Raw genomic sequence first — 26,000 nt, forward strand, 5'->3', positions numbered from 1 at the left:
AAAGGCATCCTCGGCCCGCCCTTGGTCCTGACAGAATCTCCGCATGACGGATCTCCCGCCCGACCACGGCCCGGCGCAGCAGACACCGGCGGCCGCGCCGCCGCTCGGTGCTCCGGTCGCGTCCACCGCCCCGCCGACGAACGTCCTCGCGATCCTCGCCCTCGTCGCGGCCTTCATCGCCCCGCCCGCGGGGCTCGTCCTCGGCATCATCGCCCAGCGGCAGATCGCCCAGTCGGGGGAGTCGGGCAGCGGCCTCGCGCTCGCCGGCACGATCGTCGGCGGCGTCTTCACCGCGTTCATCGCGCTCTTCCTCATCGCGTGGCTCGGCACGTTCGTGTCGATCTTCGCGACCTTCTTCACGGTCTTCGCCGCCACCGGGGCCTGAGTGCTCCAGCTGCGTCCCGTCGAGGTCGGCGATATTCCGAGGCTCACCCGCCTGCTCCACGCGGCGTACGCCGAGCTCGGCGCGGCCGGCCTCAACTTCACGGCGGTCGACCAGAGCTATGAGGTGACCGCGCGGCGCATCAACAGCGGCTCGACCTGGGTGGCGGAAGCCGGTGGCCGCCTCGCCGCGACGGTCACGCTCGCAATCCCGCCCTCGTCGCCGCTGCGCGCGCTCAGCCTCACGGCCGCGGCACCGCGCACTGCGTGGCTCAACCAGCTCGCGGTGCACCCCGATCACCGAGGCGCCGGGTGGGGCCGCGCGCTGTTCGAGCGGTGCGTACGGGAGGCCCGCGCCCGCGGGGCGGAGCGACTCGGCCTCGACACCGCTGAGCCGGCGGAGCACCTGCGCGCGATGTGCAACCGGTGGGGGTTCGAGGGCCGCGAATCGATCCACTGGGAGGGCAAGACCTACGACAGTCGCGTCATGTCGCTCGACCTCGCGGGAGCATCGGTCGGCACGACAGCGGAGGTGAACAGTGCCTGACCCCTGCGTCGCCCTCCTGCGCGCCGTCAATCTCGGGGCGCGCAACAAGGTGCCGCAGCGTCCGCTCGCCGAAGCGCTCGAGGCCGAGCTCGGCGTGCCCGTGCGCCACTACCTGCAGTCGGGCAACGTGCTCGTGGCCTCGGGAGACCCTGCTGCGGTCGGCGCGCGGGTCGCGGCGAGCATCCGCGCTCAGACGGGGCTCGAGATCCCCGTGATCGTGCGCACGCTCGCCGAGCTCGAGTCGCTCGCCGCGTCGAACCCGTGGCCCGACGTCGACCCGGTTCGCGTGCACCTCGCCGTGTGGGACGAGCGACCGGATGCCGCGGCGCTCGCCGCGGTGCGCGCCACCGACTGGACGGGCGACGAGCACGTCATCGACGAGTCGTCGGCGTGGATGCGCTTCGCCGACGCCTCCCGCACCGCCAAGCTCGGAGCCGCCGTGCTCGAGCGACGGCTGAGCGTCGTCGCGACGGCCCGCAACGCGCGGACGATCGCCGAACTCGTGGAGCGACTGCGCGCGCTCGCGACCTGACCTGACCTGGCCTGATCTGATCTGACCTGACAGGTCGCGATCCGCGCCCCCGCCGGCTGGCCAGCCCTACAGGAACCCGAGCAGCAGGAAGAAGCCGATGAAGGCCAGCGACCCGGCCACGATGAGACCGACGGTGAGGGCGGCGATCGGCACGGGCATCCGCGGTCTGAGGACGACCAGGAGCGTCAGCGCGACGCCAATGACCATCTGCACGGTCCAGTACACGGGCGATGTCGTGTCGCCGACGACGGTGAGCCCGAAGATCCCCTCGCCGATGAGCACCGCCGCAACCGGCGCGATGGCGATGCCCCGCCACAGCGGATTCGGGTGCCGGACGAGCACCGCCGCCGCCCCCACGATCGGCCCGGCGAGCACGCCGATGATCGTGAACATGCCCGTGAACGGCTCGCCGTAGTCGTAGCCGCGCCACTCCGAGACGAGGCGATAGCCCTCGACGAGCAGCACGAAGCCGACCGCGCCGAGCACGGCCGACAGCCACAGCGGCGTGCGCACAGCCCAGACGATGGCGAAGGTCAGCAGCGTCCAGCCGCCGGCCGAGTTCGCGAACGACGACAGGGCATCCGGCAGGGCGCCCTGCGCGGGGCTCGTGAGCCCGCCGAGCACGAGCGCGGCGAGCGCCACGAGCATGCTCCGAACGACCAGACCGAGACGGCTCGTGCGCGAGGCGGCGGATGCTCGGGCAGACGTTTCGGGCACACCGAAGTCTAGAGCGGCTCGCGTCGGCGACACGCTCGCGACCGGGCATCCCGCTCGCCCCCGTGCGGGAGTACGGTTCCCCCATGTTCCTCACCGAGCTCAACTGGCTGGGCGTCCTCGCCGGCTTCGTCGTCTACTTCGTCACCGGCGCCATCTGGTTCGGCCCGAAGACCTTCTACCCCGCGTGGATGCGCGCGAAGGGCCTCGACCCCGCCGAGCCGCAGGGCTCGCACGGCATGGCGGTCGTGTTCGGCATGACCGCGCTCGGCGCGCTCGTGCAGGTGCTCGCGCTCGCCATCGTGCTCGCGTTCGTCGCTCAGGCGACGGGCGACCCCGTCGGGCCGCTCGGCGGCGCACTCGGCGGCCTGCTGCTCGGCATCGGGCTCGTCGCGGCGAGCTCGCTCTCGCACCGGCTCTTCGGCGGCGACGGGTTCCGGGTCTGGGCGATCGAGGTCGGCGGCGACGTCGTCGGTCTGACGCTCGCGGGCCTCGTCGTCGGCCTGATCGGCTGACGTCGCGCGCACCCAGCCGCATCCGGCACGATGAGCGGGTGGATGCTCCCCGCGCGCTCGCCGCCGCTCGAGCCGCGCTCGCCGAGGCCGTCGCCGAGCTTGCCGCCGCGGGTGCGCGCCCCGAGCAGATCGCCGTCCTCGCGCCGGCGCACCGCGCTCTCGGGTTCATCCCGGTGCGCGAGAAGCTCCGCCGCACCGGCGAGGGATTCCTCCTCGGCGCCCTCATCGCCACGCGAGACGGAGACGTGCTCGATCCGGGTCGAATCGTGCGCGCGAGCCGGCAGGTACTGCCCGGGCACCAGTCGGCGAGCGCCCAGGAGCGCCGCGCCCTCCGGCAGACGGCTCTCGACTCCGGGTTCGACGAGGGCGAGACCCTCGTGCTCGACTCCCGCGCAATCCCGCTCGACGACCCGGAGGCGATGCGCGCCGAGCGGGGCCCGCTCGTCCTGCGCGAGACCGAATCCGGCGAACTCGAGGTCCTCGTCCGCTGGATCCCGACCGCCCCGGACAGCGCGCTGCGCCCCATCGCGGCCTACCTCGCCGAGCGCGTCGACCTCGCGCGCGGAGCCCTCGTCGCCGCGCGAGCCGAGAGCGAGCATCCGTGACCGAATCGACCGGCCCAGCCCCCGCGACAGGCCTCGACCCCGACGTCTTCGCCTTCTACGCCGAGCTCGAGCAGAACCAGGACCGCGAGTGGTGGCTCGCCAACAAGACGCGCTACGACGAGCGGGTGAAGGCCCCGGTCGAGCGGCTCGTCGACGCGCTCGGCGGCGAGTTCGGGCCGCTGAAGATCTTCCGGCCCTACAAGGATGTGCGATTCAGCGCCGACAAGCGCCCCTACAAGGACCACCTCGGGCTCGTGAGCGCCGACCGCTCCGCCGGCACGTACTACCTGCAGGTCTCGCAGCACGGGCTCATGCTCGCCGGCGGTGAGTACCAGCCGAGCCGCGAGCAGCTCGCGCGATTCCGAGAGATCTGCGACGACAACCGTCTCGTCGGCGATCTCGAGGCCACGCTGGACGAGGCCGCCGAGCGCGGCTTCGCGATCATGACGGCGGATGCCCTCGCCACCGCCCCCCGCGGCTACCGCGCCGACCACCCGAAGATCCATCTGCTTCGCCTGAAGCGCCTGGCCGTCGCCGCCGAGCACGACCCCGCCGACTGGATGACCGGGCCCGAGCTCGTCGACCGCGTGCGCGCGGGCTGGCGCGTCGTCGGCGAGTGGAACACGTGGCTCGCCGAGAATCTGCCCGCGCCCGTCGAGGCGGCCCGCTGACGCGAGCGGGCGGCCCGCTCACGCGCGCGGGCTCGCCCGCTAGGGTGCACGTATGGTCGGCGACGGGGCTCTGCGCGCGCTGCCGCTCGACGGCGCCGGCGGACGGCGCGGGACCAACCTGCCCGCGATGGGCGACTTCAACCAGTCGGTCATCCTCGAGGCGGTGCGACGCGCGCCGCAGGGGCTGAGCCGGGTCGAGCTCGCGGAGGCGACGGGGCTCTCCGCCCAGACGGTGTCCAACATCAGCCGTCGACTCCTCGACGCCGACCTGATCTCGGAGGCGGGCAAGGAGGTGAGCGGGCCGGGGAAGCCCCGCACGATCCTGAGGCTGAACCCGGGCGGGCGCTTCGCTCTCGGCGCGCACCTCGACCCCACGGTGACGACGGTCGTCCTCCTCGATCTCGCGGGGTCGGTCATCGCGCGCGAGCGGATCGGCACGCCGCTGCAGCAGCGCCCGGACGAGGTGATCGACGCGATCGCCGCGACCGCCGAGCGGCTCCTCATCGACTCGGGCATCGACCGGAGCCGGCTCGCCGGCCTGGGCGTCGCGGCGCCCGGTCCGATCGACCCCGTCGCGGGCGCGCTCGTCGGGCCGCCTAACCTCCAAGGCTGGCACCGGGTCGCGGTGCGGGACGAGCTGCGGCTCCGCTCGGGCATGGAGGTCGTCGTCGACAAGGACGTCACGGCGGCCGCCGTCGCCGAGAAGTGGGCGGCGGCGAGCGGCGCGGGGAGCGGCTCGTTCGTGTTCCTGTACGTCGGCACGGGCATCGGAGCGGGCATCGTCGTCGACGGCGAGGTCGTGCGGGGGAGCGCGGACAACGCGGGGGAGGTCGGGCACATCGTGGTCGACCCGGGCGGTCCGGAGTGCACCTGCGGGTCGCGCGGCTGCGTCGCCGTGACGTGCACGCCTGAGGCGCTGGTGCGGGAGTGGTGGGGGCTCGGCGGGCGCTCCGCCGACCGCGGCGCCACCGACACCGAGGCGATCGACGGCGCCTTCACGCTGCTGGCGGCGGAGGCCGGGAGCGGCGACCCCCTGGCGGTCCTCGTGCTGGAGCGCGCGGCGATGAGGTTCGCACGACTGCTGGCGGTGATGACCAATCTCCTCGACGTGGACCGCGTCGTCCTCGGCGGCCCGTTCCTCACCCCCATCAGCGCGCTCATGATGTCGACGGTGCCCGTGGAGCTCGAGGGGCTCCGCGCGGCGCGCGGCATCCACCCGCTCGGTGTCGGGACGTCCGCGCTCGGCGACGACGTCGCGGCGATCGGGGCCGCGGCGCTCATCCTCGATCGCACGCTCTCGCCGCAGACGCGCTCGCTGATGCTTCCGGCGATTCTCGCTTGACGCGGATTACTCCATTCGATTTACTTATCGTGATCGGGCTGCGGGTCAGTGCTCGGTCCCCCTCCGCCATGCCGAGCAAAGGAGCACAGCATGAGGCGCACCCTTCGCACGACCACCACCGCCCTCGTCGTCACGGGAGCCCTCATCGGCGTCGCCGGCTGCTCCGCCGCGGGGGAGGAGTCCGACGACCAGACCCTCACCGTCTCCTACATCCGCACGGATGCCTTCACCGCGCTCGACACCCTGTTCCAGACGGTCAAGACCGAGTTCGAGGATGCGAACCCCGGCGTCACCGTGGAGCTCCAGCCCGTCTCCGCTCCCGATGAGGACTACAAGACCCGCCTGGCCCTCTCGCACCGCTCGGCCGAGACCGCGCCCGATGTGTTCTACCAGGACACGACCACGATCCGCGCCGACGCCGAGGCCGGCTACCTGCTGGCGCTCGACGACTACCTCGCCGAGTGGGAGGACTGGGGCCAGTTCAGCGAGGCCGCGCGTACCGCGGGCCTCGGCACCGACGGCTCGACCTACGCCGTCTCCCTGGGCACCGACACGCGCGCCCTCTGGTACAGCATCCCCGTGCTCGAGGCAGCCGGCATCCCGACCCCGTGGGAGCCCGAGACCTGGCAGGACGTCCTCGATATGGCCGAGGCCGTGCAGACCTCCGACCCCGAGGCCGTGCCCTTCATGCTGTACTCGGGCACCGGCACCGGTGAGGGCTCGAACATGCAGGGCTTCTACCAGCTCCTCTACGGCACCGAGCTCGGCGGCGACGCTCTCTTCGACTCCGAGTCGGGCAAGTGGGTCGTCGGCTCCGAGGGCTTCGTCGACGCGCTCGAGTTCGTCGACACCGTCTACTCCGAGGGCTACTCGCTCCCCGCCGACCAGGCGCTCGACCCGAACGTGTGGCAGTCGGTGTTCGGCGAGCTCTTCCCGGAGGGTCGCCTCGGCGCCACGATCGAGGGCTCCTACACGCCGTCGTTCTGGGTCGAGGGCGGGTCGTTCGAGTGGCCCGAGTACGCCGATCAGATGGGCGCCACGGCGTTCCCGACGAAGAACGGGGACGGCGAGGGCGTCAGCATGTCCGGCGGATGGACGCTCGCGGTCGGCGCTGCGTCCGAGATCCCCGACCTCGCCTTCGAGTTCCTCACCATGGCTCTGAGCAAGGAGAACTCGCTGTCCTACGTCACCGAGAACTCGCAGATCGCGGTGCGCGCGGACGTCGCGGCGGAGCCGAGCTACCTGGAGTCGAATCCCTTCGTCGGCGCGGTCACGGAGCTCGTGGAGATCACGAACTTCCGCCCGGCGACGAGCGACTACAACCAGATCTCCGCCGCGGTCCAGAACGCGACCGAGGCGGTGATGACCGGTCAGTCGACCCCCGAGGAGGCCGCCGCGGCGTACGACCGCGACGTCGAGTCGATCGTCGGCGCAGACGGCATCATCGAGAGATGACCCCAGACCTCGATGCGGCACCGCCCCACCGGTGCAGCCGGGCAGCAGCCCGGTGACGGCAACCGCATCGTCGTCGCAGCGTCCGTCCGGTACCTTCGGACGCCGCGACAGCCCGTTCGGGCGGCGAGCCTCTCGGCTCGCCGCCCGGACGATGCCTCTTCTTCCCGCACTCCTGCTGCTCGCGGTCTTCCTGCTCGGTCCCATCGTCTGGTCGATCGTCGGGTCGCTGACGAACGCGACCCTCACCGGAGCCTCCGCGACCTCGCCCGACTGGGTGGGGCTCGCGAACTACGAGCGGCTCCTCGCCGATCCCGACTTCCCGCTCTCGCTGTGGCTGACCGTCGTCTTCACGGTCCTGTCCGCCGTCGTCGGGCAGAACGTGCTGGGCTTCCTCGTCGCCTTCGCCATGACGCGGGCCGATCGCCGGGTCGCGACGATCGCGAGCGGCGCGGTGATCGGCGCCTGGGTGCTGCCGGAGATCGTCGCCGCGTTCGTCGCTTACGCGTTCTTCTCGCGTGACGGCACGCTCAACCAGCTGCTGGCGGTCATCGGGCTCGAAGGCGACAACTGGCTGTTCACCGTCCCCATGCTCACGATCGTGCTCGCCAACGTGTGGCGCGGCACCGCCTTCTCGATGCTCGTCTACCGGGCGGCCCTCAGCGAGGTGCCGCCGGAGCTCACCGAGGCCGCGCAGATCGACGGGGCGAACGGCTGGCAGCGGCTGGTGCGCGTCACCGTCCCTCTGCTGCGCGGCACGATCGCTACGAACCTCATGCTCGTCACCCTGCAGACGCTGTCGGTCTTCACCCTCATCTACGTCATGACAGCCGGCGGCCCCGGCAATGCGAGCGCGACCCTGCCGGTGTACGCCTACCAGGAGGCGTTCCGCTTCGGCAGCATCGCGTTCGGCACCGCGATCGCGACCGTCATGCTCGTGATCGGGGCCGTCTTTTCGATCGTCTACATCCGCATCCTCAACCGGGCGGAGGCCGACCGATGACGGCCGCCGTCGCCCGCGCCCCTCGACCGGTGTCGGTGGCCTCCCCGCGTCGATCGGTCTCCCGCGGGCTGTCGACCGCGGCGCTCGTGCTCGTCACCGCGGCCTTCCTGCTGCCGCTCGCCTGGCTGCTGCTCGCGGCCTTCGACGCGAGAGCCACCTACGAGACCCGACTGCCGCAGGAGCTGTCGCTGGACAACTTCGCCGCGGTCCTGACCCCGCAGACGACGTTCGTGCCGCTGGGCAACAGCCTGCTGCTGTCGACCGCGACGGCCGCGATCACGGTGCTCGTCGCGCTGCTCGCGGCGTATCCGCTGTCGCGCTATCGCTCGCGCTTCCATCGGGGCGTCATGTACGGGGTCCTGTTCGGCACCTGCCTCCCGATCACGGCGATCATGGTGCCGGTCTACAGCCTCTTCGTCGTGCTCGACCTCCTCGACTCGATGCCCGGCACGATCCTCTTCCTGGTCGCGTCGTCGCTGCCGATGGCGGTGTTCATGACGAAGAGCTTCATGGATGCCGTTCCTGTCACTCTCGAGGAGGCGGCGTGGATCGACGGCGCCTCCGCGATGCGCGCGCTGCGGATGATCGTCGTGCCGCTCATGCGCCCGGGCATCGCCGTGGTGTTCGTCTTCGTCTTCCTGCAGGCGTGGGGCAACTTCTTCGTGCCGTTCGTCCTGCTCTACTCGCCGAGCAAGCAGCCCGCGGCGACGAGCATCTACACCTTCTTCGGACAGTTCGGCTCGATCGCCTACGGTCAGCTCGCTGCCTTCTCGCTGCTCTACTCGCTGCCCGTCGTCATCCTGTACATCCTCGCCTCGAGACTGATCGGCGGGTCGTTCGCCCTGGCCGGCTCGGTCAAGGGCTGACCCCACCCGGAAGGACCACCGTGCACGAGCACCGCCTGACCACCGACGGTCGCATCGAGCGCTTCCTGCGCGACGTCCTCGGCCCGCAGCGCATCGCCGAGCGCATCCCGCTCGCGGTGACGGCGTCGGTGGTCGACGGGGAGCCCATCCCGTTCGCCGAGGCCGTCGCGCGCCCCTTCGCCCCGTTCGCCGTCGGGTCGGAGTGGGGCAGGGCGTGGGACACGGTCTGGTTCCGCGTCACCGGCGAGGTGCCCGCGGAGTGGTCCGGCGCGGACGGGCGCCACGAGGTCGAGCTCGAGGTCGATCTGGGGTACTCGTCGCGGCTGCCCGGCTTCCAGGCCGAGGGCATCGTGTACGACGCCTCGGGCCGCATGCTCAAGGGCCTCGAGCCGCTCAACCGCTTCGTTCCCCTGCCGCACGCGGGCGCGGTCGATCTGCTCATCGAGGCCGCGGCGAACCCGAACATCGCCGACGACTTCAGCTTCCGGGCGACGCCTCTCGGCCACCGCGATACGGCGGGGGATGCCCTGCTCTACGTGCTGCGACGCGTCGACCTCGTCCGGCGAGACGTCCGGGTCACCGAGCTCTGGCACGACGCCACCGCCCTGTGGGACCTCGTCGGCCAGCTGCCGGACGAGCAGCCGCGTCGGCGGCGCATCGTGGAGGCGCTCGCGCGCGTGGTCGACCTCGTCGACCCCGACGACGTGGCCGCCGACGTCGACCGGGCGCGGGAGGTGCTCGCGGTGGAGCTCGGGCGGCCCGCCCACGCGAGCGCGCATCGCGTCCACGCCGTGGGGCACGCCCACATCGACTCGGCGTGGCTCTGGCCCACGCGGGAGACCGTGCGGAAGTTCGCCCGCACGCTCTCCAACGTGCTCGACCTCATCGACCGAGACCCCGACTTCCGCTTCGTGGCCTCCTCGGCCCAGCAGTACGCGTGGGTGCAGCAGCACTACCCGGAGCTGTTCGAGCGGCTGCGCACGGCGGTCGACTCCGGCCGGATCATCCCGGTGGGCGGGATGTGGGTCGAGTCCGACGCCACGATGATCGGCGGTGAGTCGATGATCCGGCAGTTCCTGCTCGGGTCGCGGTTCTTCCGCGAGGCCTTCGGGGTCGAGAGCGACATCGTCTGGCTCCCCGACTCGTTCGGCTTCTCGGCCGCGCTGCCGCAGATCTTCCTCGGCGTGGGGGCGACCGGTTTCGTGACGCAGAAGATCTCGTGGAACGACACCAATCGGATGCCGCACCACACCTTCTCGTGGGAGGGCATCGACGGCTCGCGCATCCTCACCCACTTCCCGCCGGTCGACAGCTACATGAGCGATCTCGGAGCTGCCGATCTCGCCAAGGCCGAGCGGCAGTACGCCGAGAAGGCGGTGGGATCGAGCTCGATCGTGCCCTTCGGCTGGGGCGACGGCGGCGGCGGCCCGACGCGGGAGATGATCGCTCTGGGTCGACGCAAGGGCGACCTGGAGGGCTCGCCGCGCGTGGAGTTCTCCACGCCCGCCGCGTTCTTCGACGAGGCGCGCCAGGAGATCGCTCGCCCGCCCGTCTGGTCGGGGGAGCTCTATCTCGAGCTGCATCGCGGCGTGTTCACCTCGCAGGCCGAGACCAAGCAGGGCAACCGCCGCAGCGAGGCGCTCCTGCACGAGGCGGAGCTCTGGGCGGCGACCGCCGCGGTGCGCTCCGGCGCCCCCTACCCGCACGAGGAGCTCGACGCGGCCTGGCGCATCGTCCTCCTGCAGCAGTTCCACGACATCCTTCCCGGCACGTCGATCTCGTGGGTGCACGAGGAGGCGGAGGAGCGCTACGCGCAGGTGCGCCGCTCGCTCGAATCCCTCATCGACGCCTCCGTGGCCGCGCTGGCCGGGGAGGGCGACCGCGAGCTGCGGGCGATCTCCTCGCCCTGCGATCCGGCGGCCTTCGCGATCGTGGAGTCCGACCTCGGCACCCGCTCCGACGCCCTCGGCCGGGCCGTCGGGCGCGCGGACGACGGGGGATTCGTGCTCGAGAGCGACACGCTCCGCGTCGTGATCGATCGGGGCGGGCGCATCGTCTCGTTCGTCGACCTGACCAGCGGGCGCGAGCTGATCGTGGCGGGAGAGCCGGCGAACCGCTTCCAGCTCTTCCGCGACCGCCCCGCGCAGTGGGACGCCTGGGATCTCGACGAGAACTACCGGCGCACCGGTCGCGAGGTCGATGACGTCGTCTCGTGCGAGATCGAAGGCGAGGCGGTCGTCCTGCTGCTCACCGCGGGGGCGTCCACGATCGAGCAGCGGATCTCGCTGTCGCCCGACGGCGCGGCGCTCGACCTCGACGTGCACGTCGACTGGCGCGAGGACCGCATGATCCTGAAGCTCGCGCTGCCCGTCGGCATCCTCGCCGATCGCGCCTCCTCCGAGACCCAGTTCGGCCACGTCCATCGGCCGACCCACGCCAACACCTCGTGGGACGCGGCGCGGTTCGAGACGGTCGCCCACCGCTGGGTCCAAGTCGAGGAGCCCGGGCAGGGGCTCGTCGTCGCCAACGCCAGCGCGTACGGGTGGGACATCCAGCGTCTCGATCGGGACGGTCGCGGCGTCGGCACGCTCCTGCGGGCTTCGCTGCTGCGGGCGGCGACCTTCCCCGACCCCGACGCCGATCGGGGCGAGCACGATTTCGCGCTCTCGCTCCGGCCGACCCGCTCGATCTCCGACGCGGTCGCCGAGGGCTACCGACGGAGCCGTCCGCCTCGCGCCCTGCGCGGCGCGACGCCGGTCGCGCCCCTCGTCCGGCTGGAGGGAGGCTCGGCCGTCATCGAGACCGTGAAGCTCGCCGACGATCGATCGGGCGATCTCATCGTCCGGATCTACGAGGCGAGCGGCGCGTCGACCACGACCGCCGTCGTGGTCGACGCCCGCCGCGGCGAGGCCCAGTGCGTCGACCTGCTGGAGCGCGAGCGCGGCGACCGGCGCGACGCGTTCGCCCCGGACGAGGAGATCGTGCTGCTGCTGCGGCCCTTCGAGATCGTCACCCTGCGCATCCGCCTCGACGCGTCGGCGGTGTGACGGCGTGTGACGCTCCGGCCGCGAGCCCCGCGACCGTTGTCGGAGGTTCGACATAGTCTCGACTCCGTGCTCCTCGAGACCCACGTCCTGCAAGACACCGATCCCGACCTCCCGGGGCTCCTCGGTGACGGCTTCGAGGTGGTCGGCGAGTCATGGGGCGCCGAGCTCGTGATCGACGGGGGCGCCGACACGGCGGCTCTGCTCGAGCGCCTGCGCGGCTTCGTGGCGTCCGCCCGCGGCTCCGGGCTCGAGCTCCGCGAGCTCGCCCCGCGCGACGCTCCCGCGATCGAGGCCCTCGACGCCGAGAGCTGGGCCGACGTGCCGACGACGCCCGCGACCGTCCACGCTCCCGTCTCGGCGGCCGACGTGCACGACTGGGCCCGCCGCGGTCGCCGCGCGTTCGGCGCGCTCGACGGCGACCGACTCGTCGGCGTCTGCGTGGGCTCGGCCGGCGACAACGACTTCGTGGTCGTCGCCCCCGATCAGCGCGGTCGCGGCATCGGCGCCGCCGTCGTCGCGGCGTGGATGCTCGGCGCGATCGCCGCGGGCGAGCGCGCCTTCACCGCGGGCGGGGCCTCGCAGAACGCCCGGAGCCTCGGCATGATCCGAGCAGTGGGGTTCCGCGTCACGGAGCGCTGGCTGAGCCTGCAGCGCCCCTGACGTCGCGGGCGGCTCCGCGAATCCATGTCAGCACTTCGGTCCGTCGTCAACCCCCTTCTCGCTCTCTCGCGCTGACCGTTAGCGTCAGCCCATACCGACAGGTCGTCGGAGGTCACGGCACGAGCCGGGGCGCGATCCGCGACCGGAAGGAGGCACCACCATGGCAACACTTCTCTGGATCATCGCGGCCATCCTCGTCATCGCGGGAATCGTCACGCTCGTCCGCGGTCAGATGCTGTGGGGCATCGTGCTGATCGTTCTCGGTCTGCTCGTCGGCCCCGGTGGCGTCAGCATCTTCACTTGATCGGACGTGGCTAGGCCCTGAGCCCCCGATGTGATCAGGATCACGGCGCCCCCGGGCGCCGCACCCCGAGAGGCGGTGCCGCGGACGCGGCCCGCCTCTCGGCATGTCCGGGCTCCATCCCTGCGAGCGGATGCTCGGCTCGGGACCTTCGGCCCTGACCGGCCGCTCTCGCGCAGGGCTACCGTGACCCCACGCGGCGTCGAGCCGCACCAGGAGGTCACCATGAGCCGCCGACGCCTCGCCACCCGCGCCGAGCTCCTCATCCGCGCGTCCGCGCACCTGGCCCTCGCCTCGGCCCTCGCGGTCGCGCTGGCCGGCTGCGTCCCGCCCCCGGGCCCCGAGCCCACCGCATCGACCGCGCCGCCGAGCGCGAGGCCGAGCGAGACCGCCGAGCCTACGGCGGCCCCGACCGAGACGGCCGAGGTCGAGCTCTTCTTCGCGGTCTCGCACCCGACCGACATCGACCTCATCCCCGAGACCCACGAGCTCGAGGTCGAGTCCGATGGCAGCGCCATCGAGGCCGCGCTCGCCGCGATCACGGAGGGCGCGATCGCGCCGACCGACCCCGACTACGCGAACCTCTGGCGCGATGTCCCGCTGAACGGCGTCGAGCGCGGGGGCGACGTGCTCCGCGTCGACCTCGGCGGGCTCCTCCAGGGCGTCGGTGCCTAGGCCGAGACCGTCGCGATCGAGCAGCTGGTCTGGACGGCGACGGACATCGAGCCGGGCATCCGCGCCCTGACCTTCACGGTCGATGGCGACGTCGTCGAGACGCTCGGCGGGCACGTGGATGCCCGGGGCGAATTCGCGCGCGGCCTCGCCGAGAGCACCCTCAGCCCCCTGCAGATCGACACCCCCGCGCAGGGCTCGACGGTCACGAGCCCCCTGCGGGCGAGCGGCCTCGCGTGCGTGTTCGAGGCGACCTTCGGGTGGGAGCTGCTGCAGGGCGGGATGGTGCTCGAGGAGGGGTCCGCGATGAGCGAGGAGGCGTGCCCCGCACGGGCGCCCTGGAGCCTCGACCTGGGCCCGCGACAGCCGGGGGAGTACACCCTCGTCATCACCGAGTACTCGATGAAGGACGGCTCGGTCGCGAGCACCGACTCCAAGACCTTCACCGTCAGCGGCACCTGAGCGCTCCGCGGGGTCGACGCGCACAGGTTGCGGTGCGACAGTGGAGGCATGACGGTCATGCCGATGTTCCCCCTCGGGTCGGTGCTCTTCCCGTCCATGCCGACCGCGCTGCGCATCTTCGAGGAGCGCTACATCGTCATGCTCTCGACCGTGCTGCAGGAGGAGCCTGCGGAGTTCGGGATCGTGCTGATCGAGCGCGGTTCAGAGGTCGGCGGCGGCGAGCAGCGGTTCCCTGTCGGCACGATCGCGCGCATCGCGCAGGTGCAGGCCAGCGAGGGCTTCATCGGCCTCGTCGCGCAGGGCACCGCGCGCGTGCAGGTCGAGGAGTGGCTGGAGGACGACCCCTACCCGCGGGCGCGGGTGAGCACCCTGCCCGAGCTGGAGTGGCACGACGCGCTCGGCCCGCTCTTCGACGAGGCCGAGTCGACCGTGCGCCGCGCGCTCGCCCAGGCGAGCGAGTTCGTCGAGCAGCAGTGGGGCGCCGACGTCGAGCTGAGCGCCGACCCCGTGGAGGCGATGTGGCAGCTCGCCGGCATCGCGCCGCTCGGACCGCTCGACCAGGTCCGACTGCTGCGCGCGCCGGACGCCGAAGCGCTCCTCCGTCAGCTCATCGAGCTCGCCAACGACGCCATCGAGGTTCTCGCCATCACGTGGGATGACACCGACGACTTCCCGACCCCCGACGACTTCCGCGACGGCGACGCGTGACCGCGCTGCTCGCCTTCCCCATCCCGACCGACCCCGGCACGGCATCCGCCGCGAGGCCGCTCTTCCTCGCGATGGGCCTCGCGACCGTCGCCGTGCTCGTCTGGCAGGCCGTCCGCTACTTCCGCGACTCGCGCGACGACGACTGAGCCGGCGCGACCGCGGGGTCAGGCGAGACCGGTGCCCGTGGCGTGCCGACCTCGCTCGAGGAGGATGGCGATCGCGGCCGTCATGAGCGCCGCGATCAGGAGCGCGCCGTAGACCGTGCGATCGGCCATGAGGAAGTCCGAGATCGGCGGCGTCGGCACGATCATGATCAGGAGCGACAGCGCCGCGGTGAGCGCGAAGATCGCCCAGGCGCCGCGCCGCGCCCAGCCGGCCGAGCGCAGAGCGCCGAACAGCAGCGTCAGGTGCCCGGCGGGCACGAGCAGGAGCACGGGGACGTCGAGGGCCGTGCCCGTCGGGGCTCCGGCGTAGTCGCTGCCGAGCAGCTCGTTGGCCACGAGCAGGGTCCCGATGGGCGCGGCGAGCATCACCGCGCCGGTGCGGCCCATCGCGCCGAGCCGCGGCATGAGCGCGAGACCGAGGAGGGTCGCGGCGCCGAGCAGCAGGGCGGTCGCGGGCGATCGATGGCCGAGCACGGGGTGGAGCTCCCGCGGCGCGAGGGCCGCGGCGGCGAGCGCGACACCGACGAGCACGAGCAGGACGACGAGCGCGCCCATCGCGATCCGCGGAGCGGTCCGCGCGAGCCTCGTCGGTCGAGCAGCGCGTGGGGTCACCATGGCGCGGCCTCCTCCATCACGAGGGCTGGGTGGCGCCAGTATCCTCCTGCGTCGGCGCGGGCACCAGGGGCGGTCGGCCCGCTGCGGTGCGGGATGCTCAGCGCGCGGCGCGCGCCATCCAGGCCTCGACCTCGTCGGCCGTGCGGGGGATGCCCGCGGAGAGGCTCTCGCAGCCGTCGGCGGTCACGATGACGTCGTCCTCGATGCGCACGCCGATGCCGCGGTACTCCTCGGGCACGGTCAGATCGTCGGGCTGGAAGTACAGGCCGGGCTCGATCGTGAAGACCATGCCCGGCTCGAGGATGCCGTCGAGGTAGAGGTCGCGCCGGGCCTGCGCGCAGTCGTGCACGTCGAGGCCGAGATGGTGCGAGGTGCCGTGCACCATGTAGCGGCGGTGCTGGCCGCCCTCGGGCTGCAGCGCCTCCTCCGCGGTGACGGGCAGCAGGCCCCACTCGGCGGTCCTCCGCGCGATGACCTCCATCGCGGCGGCGTGGATCTCGCGGAACCGGATGCCCGGCCGCACGACCGCGAAGGCCGCGTCAGCCGCCTCGCGCACGGCCTCGTACACCCGGCGCTGCACGTCGGTGAAGGTGCCGCTCACGGGCAGGGTGCGGGTGATGTCGGCGGTGTAGTAGCTCTCGAGCTCGACGCCCGCGTCGATGAGGATCAGGTCGCCGGGAAGCACCGGGCCGTCGTTGCGCGTCCAGTGCAGGATGCACGCGTGCGGGCCGCTCGCCGCGATCGTGTCGTAGCCGACGGTGTTGCCCTCGGCCCGGGCGCGGCGGTCGAAGGTGCCCTCGACGAGGCGCTCGCCGCGGGGGTGCCGGACGATCTCCGGCAGATCGGCGATGACGTCGTCGAATCCCTGCCGGGTGGCGGCCACGGCGCGGCGCATCTCCTCGATCTCGAAGGAGTCCTTCACGAGCCGCAGCTCGCTCAGGTCGCGCGCGAGGTCGGCGTCGCGCTCCGTCAGCTCGCCCGCGAGAGCCTCGGCGTCGTCGGCTCCGTCGGTCGCGAGCAGCAGACGCAGAGCATCCACCCGGTCGGTGATGGCGCGGTCGGCGTCGCGCACCACGAGAGTGCGGGCGTCGAGGCTCTCGAGCACGGCGTCGAGGTCGCCCAGGCCCCGGGTGGCGAGCGCGAGGTCGGCGGCGACGTCGTCGGCCGTGGGGCGCGGGCCCGTCCAGAACTCGCCGATCTCGGGGTTGGCGTAGAACTCGTCGGAGTCGCGGCCCGCGGCCTCGCGGAAGTAGAGCACGGCGTCGTGCCCGTCGGGCTCGCCGGCCTCGTCCGTGCGCGGCTCGAGGATGAGAACGCTGCCGGGCACGGTGTCGGAGCCCCAGCCGGTCAGGTGCGCGAAGGCGGAGTGCGCGCGGTACGGGTAGTCGGTGTCGTTCGAACGCTGCTTGGCCGGTCCGGCGGGGATCACGAGGCGCGCGGTCGGGTGCAGCGCCGAGACGCGGGCGCGGCGCTCGGCGGCGAACGCCGCCTGCTCGCGGGGCCCGCTCGCGCGGCTCGGGCGCTCGGCCCAGCCCTGCGAGATGTACTCCTTGAAGGCGTCGGAGCCGGGAGTGGTCGAGCGGTTCGCGGTCGCGCGCGGGGCATCCTTCTGATCGGTCTCAGCCATGCCCCCATCCTCCCACCCGGCGCGGGGCGGGGGTGCGGGATGCTCGCACGCGCACTCGATCAGAGGCCGAGTCGCGCCACCACGGGCCGGTGGTCGCTCCCGGCGTCGTCGAGGGTCGTGATCACACGATAGGAGCGGATCTCGAGATCCGGGGTCGCGAGCACGTGGTCGATCGGTGCGCCGAGGAGCGCGGGCAGGCGCGTCGGCCACGTGCCCACGGCCCCGCTGCCGGTCGCGAGTGCGGCATCGACGCACGAGCCGAGGCCCGGTCCGTCGTCGGTCGCGGTGAAGTGGTCGGCGGTCGCGTTGAGGTCGCCGGCCATGATGACGCGCTCACCCGTGCACACCTCGTCGAGCCAGGCGAGGTCGGCGCGCCAGCTCTCCAGCTCGCCCGGGACGGGCGCGATCGGGTGCACGCCGATGATCGTCGGCCCCTCGCCCGAGATCGGCCGCAGGACGATGCTCGGCAGCACGGTGGTCGAGCCGACCGAGTCGTCGCGCGCGTACTCGCCGAGCTCGACCGAGACGAGCACGCTCGTCGACCGCGCCTTGAGCTCCAGCTCGGGGTCGAAATCGAGCGTGTGCACCCACATCGGCCGGCCCGCGTCGCGGAGGATCTCGGCGACGACGACCGCGGTCTCCTCCGTGGTCTCGGGCAGAACGATCACGTCGGCCCGCTCGGCGGCGGCCAGATCGGCGATGATGCCCGGGCCGGTGGCGTCGCCGAGGGTGTTCCAGGAGAGCACGACGAGGTCGTCGCCGGCGGGCGCGGGCAGGGCATCCGCCCCGAAGCCGCGACTGGCGAGGACGGCGACGTTGATCGCGGTGAACCCGAGGGCGATGACCGCGAGGCCCGCGAGGAAGCGCCGCCCGCCCGCCCACATCGCCGCGATGATGAGCAGCGTGACGGCGACGAGGACCGCGACGAGCGAGCTGAGGCCGCGCAGCCCGACGAGCTGCGCGATCACGGGCGCCCCCGCGAGCCCGAAGAGGCTCGGCCACGCGATGACCAGGAGGGCCGCGGCCGCGCCGAGCAGGAGGGCGGCGGCGGCGGAACGGCGGATCATGACCCCGTGAGCCTATCCCGCGCTCTCGCGAGCCCCCTCGGCGGCGGATGCCCGGCGCGCGCGGGGCGGGCCCCGAGCTCCTCCTGCGTAGCATGAGGAGCATGCCGCGCCCCACGATCGACCTGCACAGCCACAGCAGCGTCTCGGACGGCACGGAGACCCCCACCCAGCTCGTGCGCGCGGCGATCGCAGCCGGGCTCGACACCCTCGCGATCACCGACCATGACTCCACGGCGGGGTGGGACGAGGCGGTCGCGGCGGCGGCGGGCAGCGGGCTCCAGATCATCCGCGGAATGGAGCTGTCGACCCGCTACGAGTGGCGCAGCGTCCACGTGCTCGGCTACCTCTTCGACCCGCACGACGCGGACCTCGTCGCGGAGACCGGCCGCATCCGCGACGATCGCCTGACCCGCGCGGAGCGCATGGTCTCGCGCATCTCGGAGGACTACGACGTCACCTGGGACGACGTTCTCGCCCAGTCGGGCGGGGTCTCGATCGGCCGCCCGCACATCGCCGATGCGCTCGTCGCGCGCGGCATCGTCCGCACGCGCAGCGAGGCCTTCGAGTCGATCCTGCACTTCCGCGCCGGCTACTACCTGCCGCACGCCGCGCCGACCGTGCTCGACGGCGTGCGCATCATCGCGAGCGCGGGCGGCGCCCCCGTCATCGCGCACCCCGCTACGCGCGGTCGCGACGCCGTGATCGATGAGGGGATGCTCGAGCAGCTGGTCGACGCCGGTCTCGTCGGCCTCGAGGTCGATCACCGCGAGAACACGAGCGAGGGCCGCGCGACGCTGCGGGAGTGGGCGCGGCGGTACGACCTGGTGATGACCGGGTCGAGCGACTACCACGGCGACGGCAAGCCCAACCGCCTGGCCGAGAACACGACCGACCCCGAGTCGCTCGAGGCGATCGTCGCCTGCACGCGCGGCGTCGCGCCCGTGCGCGCCTGAGGGCGATCCCGGCGCCCGACGGCGACGGCGGCGTACCGTCGGTGCTCAGCCGACGCCGACCCGCGGCGTCCGGCCGACGACCGGGAGGCGATGCCGCGTGATCACCGAGCTGGGCCCGAACGAGATCTTCGTCTTCGGCTCCAACCCCGACGGCTGGCATGCGGGGGGTGCGGCGAAGACCGCGCTCGACCGTTTCGGCGCCGTGTGGGGCGAGGGCCACGGGCTGCACGGCCGCTCGTACGCGGTCGACTCCATGAGCGGGCTCGGCGTGCTGGAGGAGGAGGTGCGGACCCTCCTGGAGTTCGCCGCCGAACACCCCGAGCTGCGGTTCCTCGTCACCCCGATCGGGACGGGCATCGCCGGCTACGACCCCGAGGAGGTCGCGCCGTTCTTCGTCGGAGCGCCCGACAACGTCGTGCTGCCTGAGGAGTTCTCGGCGGTGCTCGCGGCGGAGTGATCGGCGCCCTCGGTCGCGGGGGCGCTCGCGGCGCGAGCCCCGCCCTCGGCCGGGGCTCCGCCCTCGGCGTCGGCCGAGCCGTCGCCGGCTCCGTCGGGTCCGGGTGTCGCGAACGGAACCGGCTCGGCGCGGCGCACCATGAGCACGAGCGGGATCGTGACGAGCGCGATGATGGCGCCGACCGCGAAGGCCGCGCGGACTCCCTCGGCGGTCACCGAGTCGGTCGTCGCGCCCTCGGGCCCGGCGAAGGCCGACGAGACCGAGATGAAGAGCGCGATCCCGGCGGCGCCCGCGACCTGCTGGATCGTACCGACGATCGCGCTGCCGTACGAGCTGAGCGGCGGCGTGAGCGATGACATGCCGTTCGTGATGAGCGGCGTGAACAGCAGGGCGAGGCCGAGGCTCGTGCCGAGGTTCGCGACGGTCACGAGCCAGAGCGGGGTCGTGGCCGAGAACAGCGTCATGCCCCACAGCGACGCCGAGAGCAGGATCGCGCCGGGGATGACGAGGGAGCGCGGCCCGACGCGGTCGTACCGGCGGCCGATGACGGGGGCGGCGAAGGCCATGAGCAGCCCCCCGGGGAGGATGAGCAGCCCGGAGACGACGGCCTCCGCACCCAGGACGTCCTGGACGTACAGCGGGATCAGGATGATCGCCCCGAAGAGCGCCATCGACGCGATCGTCACGGTCGCGATCGCGAGGGCGAACTCGCGCGATGCGAAGGTGCGCAGGTCGAGCAGTGCGCCGTCGGTGCGCTGCAGCACGACCTGTCGAGCGGTGAACAGGGCGATCGCGCCGATGCCGATGCCGAGCGCGATCAGCCCGGGGACGAGCTGCTCGCCGCCGCGCTCGCCGAGCAGGCTGAGCCCGTACACGAGGCCGCCGAAGCCGGGGATCGAGAGCACCACCGAGGGGACGTCGAGGCGCACCGGGCGCTGCTCGCCGACGTTGACGATGCGCGCGGCGCCCAGCGCGAGCGCGCCGATGGCGAAGGGCATCATCGTGATGAAGAGCCAGCGCCAGTCGGCGATCGACAGGATGAGGCCCGAGACGGTCGGGCCGAGCGCCGGCGCGACCGAGATCACGATCGAGATGTTGCCGACGACGCGCCCGCGCATGTGGGCGGGCACGAGCGCGAACACGGTCGTGAAGAGCAGCGGCATCATGATCGCCGTGCCGCTGGCCTGCACGACGCGTGCGATGAGCAGCACCGCGAAGCCGGGCGCGACGGTCGCGATCGCCGTGCCGATCGTGAAGAGCGACATCGCGGCGAGGAACATGCGCCGGGTGGAGAAGCGCAGCATGAGGAAGCCCGTGATCGGGATCACGACGGCGAGCGTCAGCATGAACGCGGTCGTCAGCCACTGCGCGGCGCTCGCCGTGATGCCGAGGTCGTCGATGAGCTCGGGGATCGCGACTCCCATGAGCGTCTCGTTGAGGATCACTACGAACGCCGAGACCAGCAGAAGGCGGATGACGAGCATGTTGCGCGCGTGATCGGGCGACTCGGCGGTCGACGGCGTGGTCGCGGGGGAGGAGGGGGAGGAAGTCACGAGTCTCCGAGGCGGTCGGCGGCGAAGCGGGGGATGCGCGGCGGTGGCCGCGAATGCACAACCTACTCCTGCCCTCCGTCATTCCCGTCCGTGAGGAATCCGCAGCGCGAGTTCCTCCGGACGGGGTCGGCGACTAGGACTGCGCGGCGGCCGAGCCCTCGCCCGCGCCGCCCTGCCCGGCTTCGCCGGGGCCGCCCGACCCGCCCGAGCGACGACGGCGGCGACGGCGCTTGGCCGCGGGTGCCGTGCCATCGGCCGCGGGCGACGCTGCGGGGGCATCCGTCGTCGTGCTCTCGGCGGGCTCGCTGCGACGGCGCTCGCGCGGCGGCCGCGACCCGCCGCGCGAGCCCTCGCCCGAACCGGCCGAGCGGGACCGCGAGCGCTCGCGCGGCGGGTGCGAGGCCTCCTTCTCGACCTTGGGGATGGGCGTCGCCTTGAGGCGGCCCTTCGAGCCGGCGGGGATGTTGAGGTCGCTGAACAGGTGCGGCGACGAGGAGTAGGTCTCGACCGGCTCGGGGATTCCCATCTCGAGCGCGCGGTTGATCAGCGCCCACTTGTGCATGTCGGCCCAGTCGACGAAGGTGACGGCGATGCCGGTCTTGCCGGCGCGGCCCGTGCGGCCGACGCGGTGCAGGTAGGCGTCGTGGTCGTCGGGGACGGTGTGGTTGATCACGTGGGTCACGTCGTTGACGTCGATGCCGCGGGCCGCGACGTCGGTCGCGATCAGGATGTCCTTCTTGCCGGCCTTGAACGCGGCCATCGAGCGCTCGCGGGCCTCCTGCGTCATGTCGCCGTGGACGGCGCCGGCGCTGTAGCCGCGGTCGTTGAGCTCCTCGACGAGCTTCGCGGCGGCGCGCTTGGTGCGCGTGAAGACGACGGTCTTGCCGCGGCCCTCGGCCTGGAGGATGCGGCCGATCACCTCGTCCTTGTCGAGCGCGTGCGCGCGGTAGACGATGTGCTCGATGTTGGCCTGGGTGAGGCCCTCGTCGGGGTCGGTCGCGCGGATGTGGATGGGCCGGTTCATGAAGCGGCGCGCGAGGGCGACGATCGGACCGGGCATCGTCGCCGAGAACAGCATCGTGTGGCGCGTCGGCTTGGTCTGCGAGAAGAGCTTCTCGATGTCGGAGAGGAAGCCGAGGTCGAGCATCTTGTCGGCCTCGTCGAGCACCATGACCTCGACGTTCGCGAGGCTCAGCAGGCGCTGGCTCGCGAGGTCGAGGAGGCGCCCGGGGGTGCCGACGACGATCTGCGCGCCCGCCTTGAGCTGGTCGATCTGGCCCTCGTACGCCTTGCCGCCGTAGATCGACACGATCTTCACGTCGCGGTTCTTCGAGGCGAGCTCGAGGTCCTCCGTCACCTGCACGCACAGCTCGCGCGTGGGGACGACGATGAGGGCCTTGACGCCGGGCTCGGGGTGCAGGCCGAGGCGCTGGATGAGGGGGAGGCCGAAGCCGAAGGTCTTGCCGGTGCCGGTCTTGGCCTGACCGATGATGTCCTGCCCCGTGAGGGCGAGGGGGATGGTCTGCTGCTGGATCGGGAAGGGCTCGATGATGCCCTGGGATGCGAGGGCATCGACCAGGTCGGTCTCGATGCCCAGATCGGTGAAAGTCACGTGAAGGTTCGCCCTGTCTGGTATTGGTAGCGCTCAGTTTACCCGTCGGTCCCGCTCTCCGGCCGACGAGAGCATCGCCTAGGCTGTCCGCGTGACTCCGTGGCTCCGACGCTCCCGTCCGCGCACGCCCGCGCCGACGCTCCCGTCGCGCGACACGTCGACGGCCACGACGCGCGTCGACCTGCACGAGCTGACCCCAGACACCGGGGTCTTCCTCGGCCACTGCGCCGCGCTGCACCTCACCTTCTTCGAGCAGCTGAGCCACGCGGTCGCGAACGCTCCGCGCGTCGCCGAGAAGGATGCCCTCGCCGAGGCCGCGGCCACCACCCTCGCTCGCTACCGCGGGCTCGTGGCCGAGATGGGGCGGCTCAAGCTCGACCCGGCCGCCGTCATGGAGCCCCACCTCGCGGGCGTGCAGGAGTTCGAGCGCCGCACGATGGGCGCCGACTGGCACGAGCAGGTCGCGAGCGCGCACGTCGCGATCGGCTTCCTCACCGACTTCTGGATCCGGCTCGGCGCGGGCCTGCCGCGCGAGTCGCGCGACCGGGTGGAGGCGGTGCTCGCCCAGGGCGACCTCGAGCGCCCGCTGCACGCGATCATCGAGCGCGCCATCGCCGCGAACCCGCGGCTGTCGTCGCGGCTCGCGCTGTGGTGCCGCCGACTGGTCGGCGACACGATGCTGCAGGCCCGGTCGGCGCTCGCCCTGCATGCCGATCGGTCGCGCGACGAGGAGCAGATCGAGCCGGTGTTCACCGAGCTCATCGCGGAGCACACCCGGCGGCTCGACCGCCTCGGCCTCACGGCCTAGGCCGGCGCGGGCTCGGCCTTGTCGAGCGCGCCGAGGTCGGCGAGGTAGCTGTTCACCCTCCGAGCCCGCTCGATCGCCCCGGGCGGGACCTCGAGGACCCCGATCCCCTCCGCGTCGCCGAGCAGGACGGCATTGCGCCCGAACGGCGTCGCGAGGCAGCTGCGGCCCGTGAACCCGGGGCCGCAGTGGTTCGCGTAGGCGATGACGACCCCGTTCTCGAGCGCCCGGGCCGGCACCTGGAGGGTGGAGGTCTGGGTGGAGGAGTAGTGCCACGGGTCGTCGAGGCCGGGCGCGCCGTCCTCCACGAGGGGCACCGCCGTCGGGACGAGCAGGATGTCCGCTCCCGCGAGGGCCGCGGCGCGCGCGAACTCCGGGTACTCCAGGTCGTAGCAGATGCCGAGGCCCCAGAGAGCGCCGTCCCACGAGATCGGGTCGGCGTAGTGGTGACCCGGGCTCATCCACCGCTGCTCGACCGGTCCGAACAGGTGGCGCTTCGGCGCTCTGCCCAGCTCCTGCCCGTCCGGTGAGAAGAAGGAGGCGGAGATGCGGTGCTCGCGCGTCGTCGAGTCGACGGTGGAGGCGACGAGCGCGACGCCGTGCCGGCGGGCGATCCCGGCGAGGGCCTCGCGGACGGCCGCGCCGTCGTGCCGCCAGGCGCGGTCGGGGGCGTAGCCGGTCGCGAACAGCTCGGGAGTGACCACGATGTCGGCGCCCTGCTCGGCCGCCTCCTGCACCAGCCGGCTGATGGTGGCCAGATTGCGATCGATGTCGTCGACCACGGCCTCGGCCTGCGCCACGGCCACGAAGCGGGATCGTGGGTCGCTCATGGGTCCATCCTCTCCGAGCGTCCGGGGGGACGCGTCTGCGTCGGCGCGCCGACGGCCGAGAAAGCAGTTGACGGCCGACCGCTCATCGCCCAAGATATCCGCTAACCCAACTACATTGGGTTACCGGCTCACAAGGATGTGGGCCGCGACCGTCCCCGAGGAGCCGAGATGACGTCCACTCCGTACACCGATACCGCTCCGGCGGAGCACAGCGGCTTCCAGGCCGCGATGGTCGACGGGGGCACCGAGCCCGCCGTCGCCGCCGAGCTCGAGCGGCGCATCCGCGTCATCGAGCACGACGAGGCGCAGGACGAGTCCCGGCGGCCGATGTCCGGTCGCGAGCTCGCCGTGTACGTCGCCGTGTCGGTCGTCGTCGTGGTGCTGGGCCTGCTGGTGGTGATCCTGTGAGCCGTGCGACGGCGACGGAGGCCGACGGCTCGCTCACGCGCGATCTCCTCTTCGGCACCTTCCCGCTCCTGAAGAAGGAGCGCAGCTGGAGCGCGCTCGACTTCACCTGGGTCAACACCGCGCTCGCGATCGCGACCTGGGCCTTCCTCGTGGGCGGATCGACCGCCCTCCTCGTCGGCTTCCAGGCGGGCGTCGCCGCCATGGTCATCGGCAACGCGATCGGGCTCTGCATCATGGTGCTCGCCTCGGTCGTCGCCTCGCAGCGATGGGGCTCGGAGCAGTACATGCTCCTGCGCGGCGCCTTCGGGGTCGTCGGAGTCGGGATCGTGGTCTTCACCGTCATCCTCATCACCGAGATGGGCTGGTCGTCGCTGCTCGCGGTCATGGCGGGCCGGGCCACGAGCCAGGTCGCCTCGACCCTCGTCGGCGTCGACCTCGGGCAGTACGGCCCGGTCGTGACGATCGGCGGCCTGGTCGCCATCGTGATCGCGTGGTGGGTCCTCTCGCGCGGCCCCGTGACGATCGGCCGCTTCAACGCGGTCATCGCCCCCGGGCTCGCGATCATCACGGTCGTGATGATGGTCTTCCTCGTGATCAACACCTCGTGGGAGGCGCTCTTCGCCGCGGCGCCCATCGCGCCGTTCGACGACGCGACTCTCAACTTCGTGGTCGCCGTCGAGTTCAACGTCGGAGTCGGCGTGTCGTGGTACCCGGTGATGGGGTCGCTCGCGCGCATGACCCGCACGCGTCGGGCCGCGGTGTGGCCCGCCTACGGCGGGCTGCTGGTCGCGACCCTCATCGCCCAGGTCGTCGGCATGGCGGCGGCGCTCACGCTCGGCGACTCGGACCCCACCGTCTGGATGGTGCCCTTCGGCGGCGCCGTTCTGGGAGTCGCCGTCCTGATCTTCATCGCCTTCGCGAACATCACCTCGATGTCGTCCATCGTCTACTCGACGATCCTCGCCATCCGGCAGTCGTCCGGTCGGCTCATGGCGCGCGTTCCCTGGCCTGTCCTCACGGGAGCGTTCTTCGTGCTCCCCGCGATCATGACGTTCTTCCCGCAGTTCATGTACGAGCAGTTCATGATCTTCGTGCTCATCTCCGGGGCGTTCCTCGCGGCGCTCTGCGGCGTCGCGCTCGCCGACTACTTCATCCTGCGCCGGCAGAGCATCGACCTCCGGGAGATCCACCTCGGTCAGCGCGGAACGCTCTACGCCTTCCGCGGCGGCATCAACTGGGCGGGCATCGGATCGCTCGCGGTGGGCACGCTGTTCTACCTGTGGCTGTACAACCCGATCACGCTGGAGACGCAGCCGGCGTTCGTGGTGATCAGCGCGACCCTCCCGTCGGCGATCGTCTCCGCGGTCGTCTACCTCGTCCTCGCCCGCGTGCTCTACCGCGGACGCACGTTCACCGCCGGAGCGCAGTGAC

General features: G+C 72.2%; 29 protein-coding genes. 22 read left to right on the plus strand and 7 right to left on the minus strand.

The genetic code is table 11. The features are described 5' to 3' along the window. The first annotated feature begins 43 nt into the window (after window positions 1–43). The 3 genes from ASC54_RS06025 to ASC54_RS06035 are packed head-to-tail and all read left to right on the plus strand — an operon-like array spanning window position 44 to window position 1,460. Window positions 44–385 (plus strand): DUF4190 domain-containing protein, encoded by a 342-nt coding sequence (locus ASC54_RS06025; protein ID WP_055897341.1) that lies wholly within the window; start codon window positions 44–46, stop codon window positions 383–385. Further along, window positions 386–928: a GNAT family N-acetyltransferase gene (locus tag ASC54_RS06030; RefSeq protein ID WP_055897344.1), complete on the plus strand. Its 543-nt coding sequence runs from the start codon at window positions 386–388 to the stop codon at window positions 926–928. Next, a complete protein-coding gene (locus ASC54_RS06035) occupies window positions 921–1,460 on the plus strand; it encodes a DUF1697 domain-containing protein (RefSeq protein ID WP_055897346.1) in 540 nt (179 codons plus the stop codon). The genes ASC54_RS06030 and ASC54_RS06035 overlap by 8 nt, the downstream gene beginning before the upstream one ends. Window positions 1,461–1,526: 66 nt before the next feature. Here ASC54_RS06035 and ASC54_RS06040 read toward each other — a convergent pair whose 3' ends face one another. Next, a complete protein-coding gene (locus tag ASC54_RS06040; RefSeq protein WP_055897347.1) occupies window positions 1,527–2,177 on the minus strand; it encodes a DUF6518 family protein in 651 nt (216 codons plus the stop codon). A gap of 83 nt (window positions 2,178–2,260) precedes the next feature. Here ASC54_RS06040 and ASC54_RS06045 point away from each other — a divergent pair, with 83 nt between their 5' ends. From ASC54_RS06045 to ASC54_RS12790, 14 genes are all read left to right on the plus strand, one after another. Then, complete coding sequence (locus ASC54_RS06045) at window positions 2,261–2,689, plus strand: DUF1761 domain-containing protein (RefSeq protein ID WP_055897349.1); 429 nt, start codon at window positions 2,261–2,263, stop codon at window positions 2,687–2,689. 38 nt (window positions 2,690–2,727) lie between these two features. Continuing rightward, window positions 2,728–3,294: a hypothetical protein gene (locus tag ASC54_RS12970; RefSeq protein WP_055897352.1), complete on the plus strand. Its 567-nt coding sequence runs from the start codon at window positions 2,728–2,730 to the stop codon at window positions 3,292–3,294. Next, a complete protein-coding gene (locus ASC54_RS12975) occupies window positions 3,291–3,965 on the plus strand; it encodes a DUF2461 domain-containing protein (protein WP_055897355.1) in 675 nt (224 codons plus the stop codon). The genes ASC54_RS12970 and ASC54_RS12975 overlap by 4 nt, the downstream gene beginning before the upstream one ends. A gap of 127 nt (window positions 3,966–4,092) precedes the next feature. After that, a complete protein-coding gene (locus ASC54_RS06060; RefSeq protein ID WP_055859025.1) occupies window positions 4,093–5,307 on the plus strand; it encodes an ROK family transcriptional regulator in 1,215 nt (404 codons plus the stop codon). 90 nt (window positions 5,308–5,397) lie between these two features. Next, on the plus strand, window positions 5,398–6,762 hold the full coding sequence (locus ASC54_RS06065) for an extracellular solute-binding protein (protein ID WP_055897358.1): 1,365 nt from the start codon (window positions 5,398–5,400) through the stop codon (window positions 6,760–6,762). A gap of 151 nt (window positions 6,763–6,913) precedes the next feature. Next, the gene (locus ASC54_RS06070) at window positions 6,914–7,762 is read left to right on the plus strand and encodes a carbohydrate ABC transporter permease (protein WP_082514891.1); all 849 of its coding nucleotides are present in this window, start codon (window positions 6,914–6,916) and stop codon (window positions 7,760–7,762) included. Further along, complete coding sequence (locus ASC54_RS06075; protein ID WP_055856364.1) at window positions 7,759–8,628, plus strand: carbohydrate ABC transporter permease; 870 nt, start codon at window positions 7,759–7,761, stop codon at window positions 8,626–8,628. Before ASC54_RS06070 ends, ASC54_RS06075 begins: the two co-directional genes overlap by 4 nt. 20 nt (window positions 8,629–8,648) lie before the next feature. Further along, window positions 8,649–11,675: a glycoside hydrolase family 38 C-terminal domain-containing protein gene (locus tag ASC54_RS06080; RefSeq protein WP_055897361.1), complete on the plus strand. Its 3,027-nt coding sequence runs from the start codon at window positions 8,649–8,651 to the stop codon at window positions 11,673–11,675. Window positions 11,676–11,741: 66 nt separating this feature from the next. Beyond that, window positions 11,742–12,335 carry a GNAT family N-acetyltransferase gene (locus tag ASC54_RS06085; protein ID WP_055897364.1) on the plus strand — a complete coding sequence of 198 codons (594 nt, stop codon included), beginning with the start codon at window positions 11,742–11,744 and terminating at the stop codon, window positions 12,333–12,335. Window positions 12,336–12,495: 160 nt separating this feature from the next. After that, a complete protein-coding gene (locus ASC54_RS13050; RefSeq protein WP_200932273.1) occupies window positions 12,496–12,639 on the plus strand; it encodes a GPGG-motif small membrane protein in 144 nt (47 codons plus the stop codon). A gap of 222 nt (window positions 12,640–12,861) precedes the next feature. Next, a complete protein-coding gene (locus ASC54_RS06090) occupies window positions 12,862–13,311 on the plus strand; it encodes a hypothetical protein (protein WP_055897369.1) in 450 nt (149 codons plus the stop codon). 114 nt (window positions 13,312–13,425) lie between these two features. After that, entirely contained in the window at window positions 13,426–13,770 is a 345-nt protein-coding gene (locus tag ASC54_RS06095; protein ID WP_055897372.1) for a Gmad2 immunoglobulin-like domain-containing protein, read from the plus strand. A 48-nt stretch (window positions 13,771–13,818) separates the two neighbouring features. Then, a complete protein-coding gene (locus ASC54_RS06100) occupies window positions 13,819–14,478 on the plus strand; it encodes an LON peptidase substrate-binding domain-containing protein (RefSeq protein WP_235451393.1) in 660 nt (219 codons plus the stop codon). Then, window positions 14,475–14,624 carry a hypothetical protein gene (locus ASC54_RS12790; protein WP_156376742.1) on the plus strand — a complete coding sequence of 50 codons (150 nt, stop codon included), beginning with the start codon at window positions 14,475–14,477 and terminating at the stop codon, window positions 14,622–14,624. The genes ASC54_RS06100 and ASC54_RS12790 overlap by 4 nt, the downstream gene beginning before the upstream one ends. A gap of 18 nt (window positions 14,625–14,642) precedes the next feature. Here ASC54_RS12790 and ASC54_RS06105 read toward each other — a convergent pair whose 3' ends face one another. The 3 genes from ASC54_RS06105 to ASC54_RS06115 form a co-directional block, all read right to left on the minus strand. Next, window positions 14,643–15,257: a hypothetical protein gene (locus ASC54_RS06105; protein ID WP_156376743.1), complete on the minus strand. Its 615-nt coding sequence runs from the start codon at window positions 15,255–15,257 to the stop codon at window positions 14,643–14,645. A 97-nt stretch (window positions 15,258–15,354) separates the two neighbouring features. After that, the gene (locus ASC54_RS06110) at window positions 15,355–16,884 is read right to left on the minus strand and encodes an aminopeptidase P family protein (protein WP_055897378.1); all 1,530 of its coding nucleotides are present in this window, start codon (window positions 16,882–16,884) and stop codon (window positions 15,355–15,357) included. 59 nt (window positions 16,885–16,943) lie between these two features. Continuing rightward, window positions 16,944–17,951: an endonuclease/exonuclease/phosphatase family protein gene (locus tag ASC54_RS06115; protein ID WP_055856346.1), complete on the minus strand. Its 1,008-nt coding sequence runs from the start codon at window positions 17,949–17,951 to the stop codon at window positions 16,944–16,946. Between the two features lie 101 nt (window positions 17,952–18,052). On the opposite strand from ASC54_RS06115, the gene ASC54_RS06120 reads away from it, so the two are divergent. Together ASC54_RS06120 and ASC54_RS06125 are read left to right on the plus strand one after the other, a co-directional pair. Then, entirely contained in the window at window positions 18,053–18,904 is an 852-nt protein-coding gene (locus tag ASC54_RS06120) for a PHP domain-containing protein (protein WP_082514893.1), read from the plus strand. Window positions 18,905–19,001: 97 nt separating this feature from the next. Then, window positions 19,002–19,361: a hypothetical protein gene (locus tag ASC54_RS06125; RefSeq protein ID WP_055856343.1), complete on the plus strand. Its 360-nt coding sequence runs from the start codon at window positions 19,002–19,004 to the stop codon at window positions 19,359–19,361. Here ASC54_RS06125 and ASC54_RS06130 read toward each other — a convergent pair. Both ASC54_RS06130 and ASC54_RS06135 read right to left on the minus strand, forming a co-directional pair. Beyond that, window positions 19,268–20,914 (minus strand): MDR family MFS transporter, encoded by a 1,647-nt coding sequence (locus ASC54_RS06130; protein ID WP_235451394.1) that lies wholly within the window; start codon window positions 20,912–20,914, stop codon window positions 19,268–19,270. The two genes, ASC54_RS06125 and ASC54_RS06130, sit on opposite strands and share 94 nt — an antisense overlap. Window positions 20,915–21,047: 133 nt before the next feature. Continuing rightward, the gene (locus tag ASC54_RS06135) at window positions 21,048–22,526 is read right to left on the minus strand and encodes a DEAD/DEAH box helicase (RefSeq protein ID WP_055897380.1); all 1,479 of its coding nucleotides are present in this window, start codon (window positions 22,524–22,526) and stop codon (window positions 21,048–21,050) included. 91 nt (window positions 22,527–22,617) lie between these two features. On the opposite strand from ASC54_RS06135, the gene ASC54_RS06140 reads away from it, so the two are divergent. Next, entirely contained in the window at window positions 22,618–23,334 is a 717-nt protein-coding gene (locus ASC54_RS06140; RefSeq protein WP_055897383.1) for a ferritin-like fold-containing protein, read from the plus strand. On the opposite strand, the gene ASC54_RS06145 is transcribed toward ASC54_RS06140, so the two are convergent. Continuing rightward, a complete protein-coding gene (locus ASC54_RS06145) occupies window positions 23,331–24,161 on the minus strand; it encodes a carbon-nitrogen hydrolase family protein (RefSeq protein ID WP_055856336.1) in 831 nt (276 codons plus the stop codon). The genes ASC54_RS06140 and ASC54_RS06145 overlap by 4 nt on opposite strands. A gap of 168 nt (window positions 24,162–24,329) precedes the next feature. Here ASC54_RS06145 and ASC54_RS06150 point away from each other — a divergent pair, with 168 nt between their 5' ends. Both ASC54_RS06150 and ASC54_RS06155 read left to right on the plus strand, forming a co-directional pair. Beyond that, a complete protein-coding gene (locus ASC54_RS06150; RefSeq protein WP_055856333.1) occupies window positions 24,330–24,569 on the plus strand; it encodes a hypothetical protein in 240 nt (79 codons plus the stop codon). Beyond that, on the plus strand, window positions 24,566–25,999 hold the full coding sequence (locus ASC54_RS06155; protein ID WP_055856329.1) for a cytosine permease: 1,434 nt from the start codon (window positions 24,566–24,568) through the stop codon (window positions 25,997–25,999). Before ASC54_RS06150 ends, ASC54_RS06155 begins: the two co-directional genes overlap by 4 nt. Window position 26,000: the final 1 nt, after the last annotated feature.

It is taken from the genome of Yonghaparkia sp. Root332 (assembly GCF_001425665.1).
Classification (GTDB): Bacteria; Actinomycetota; Actinomycetes; order Actinomycetales; family Microbacteriaceae; genus Microcella.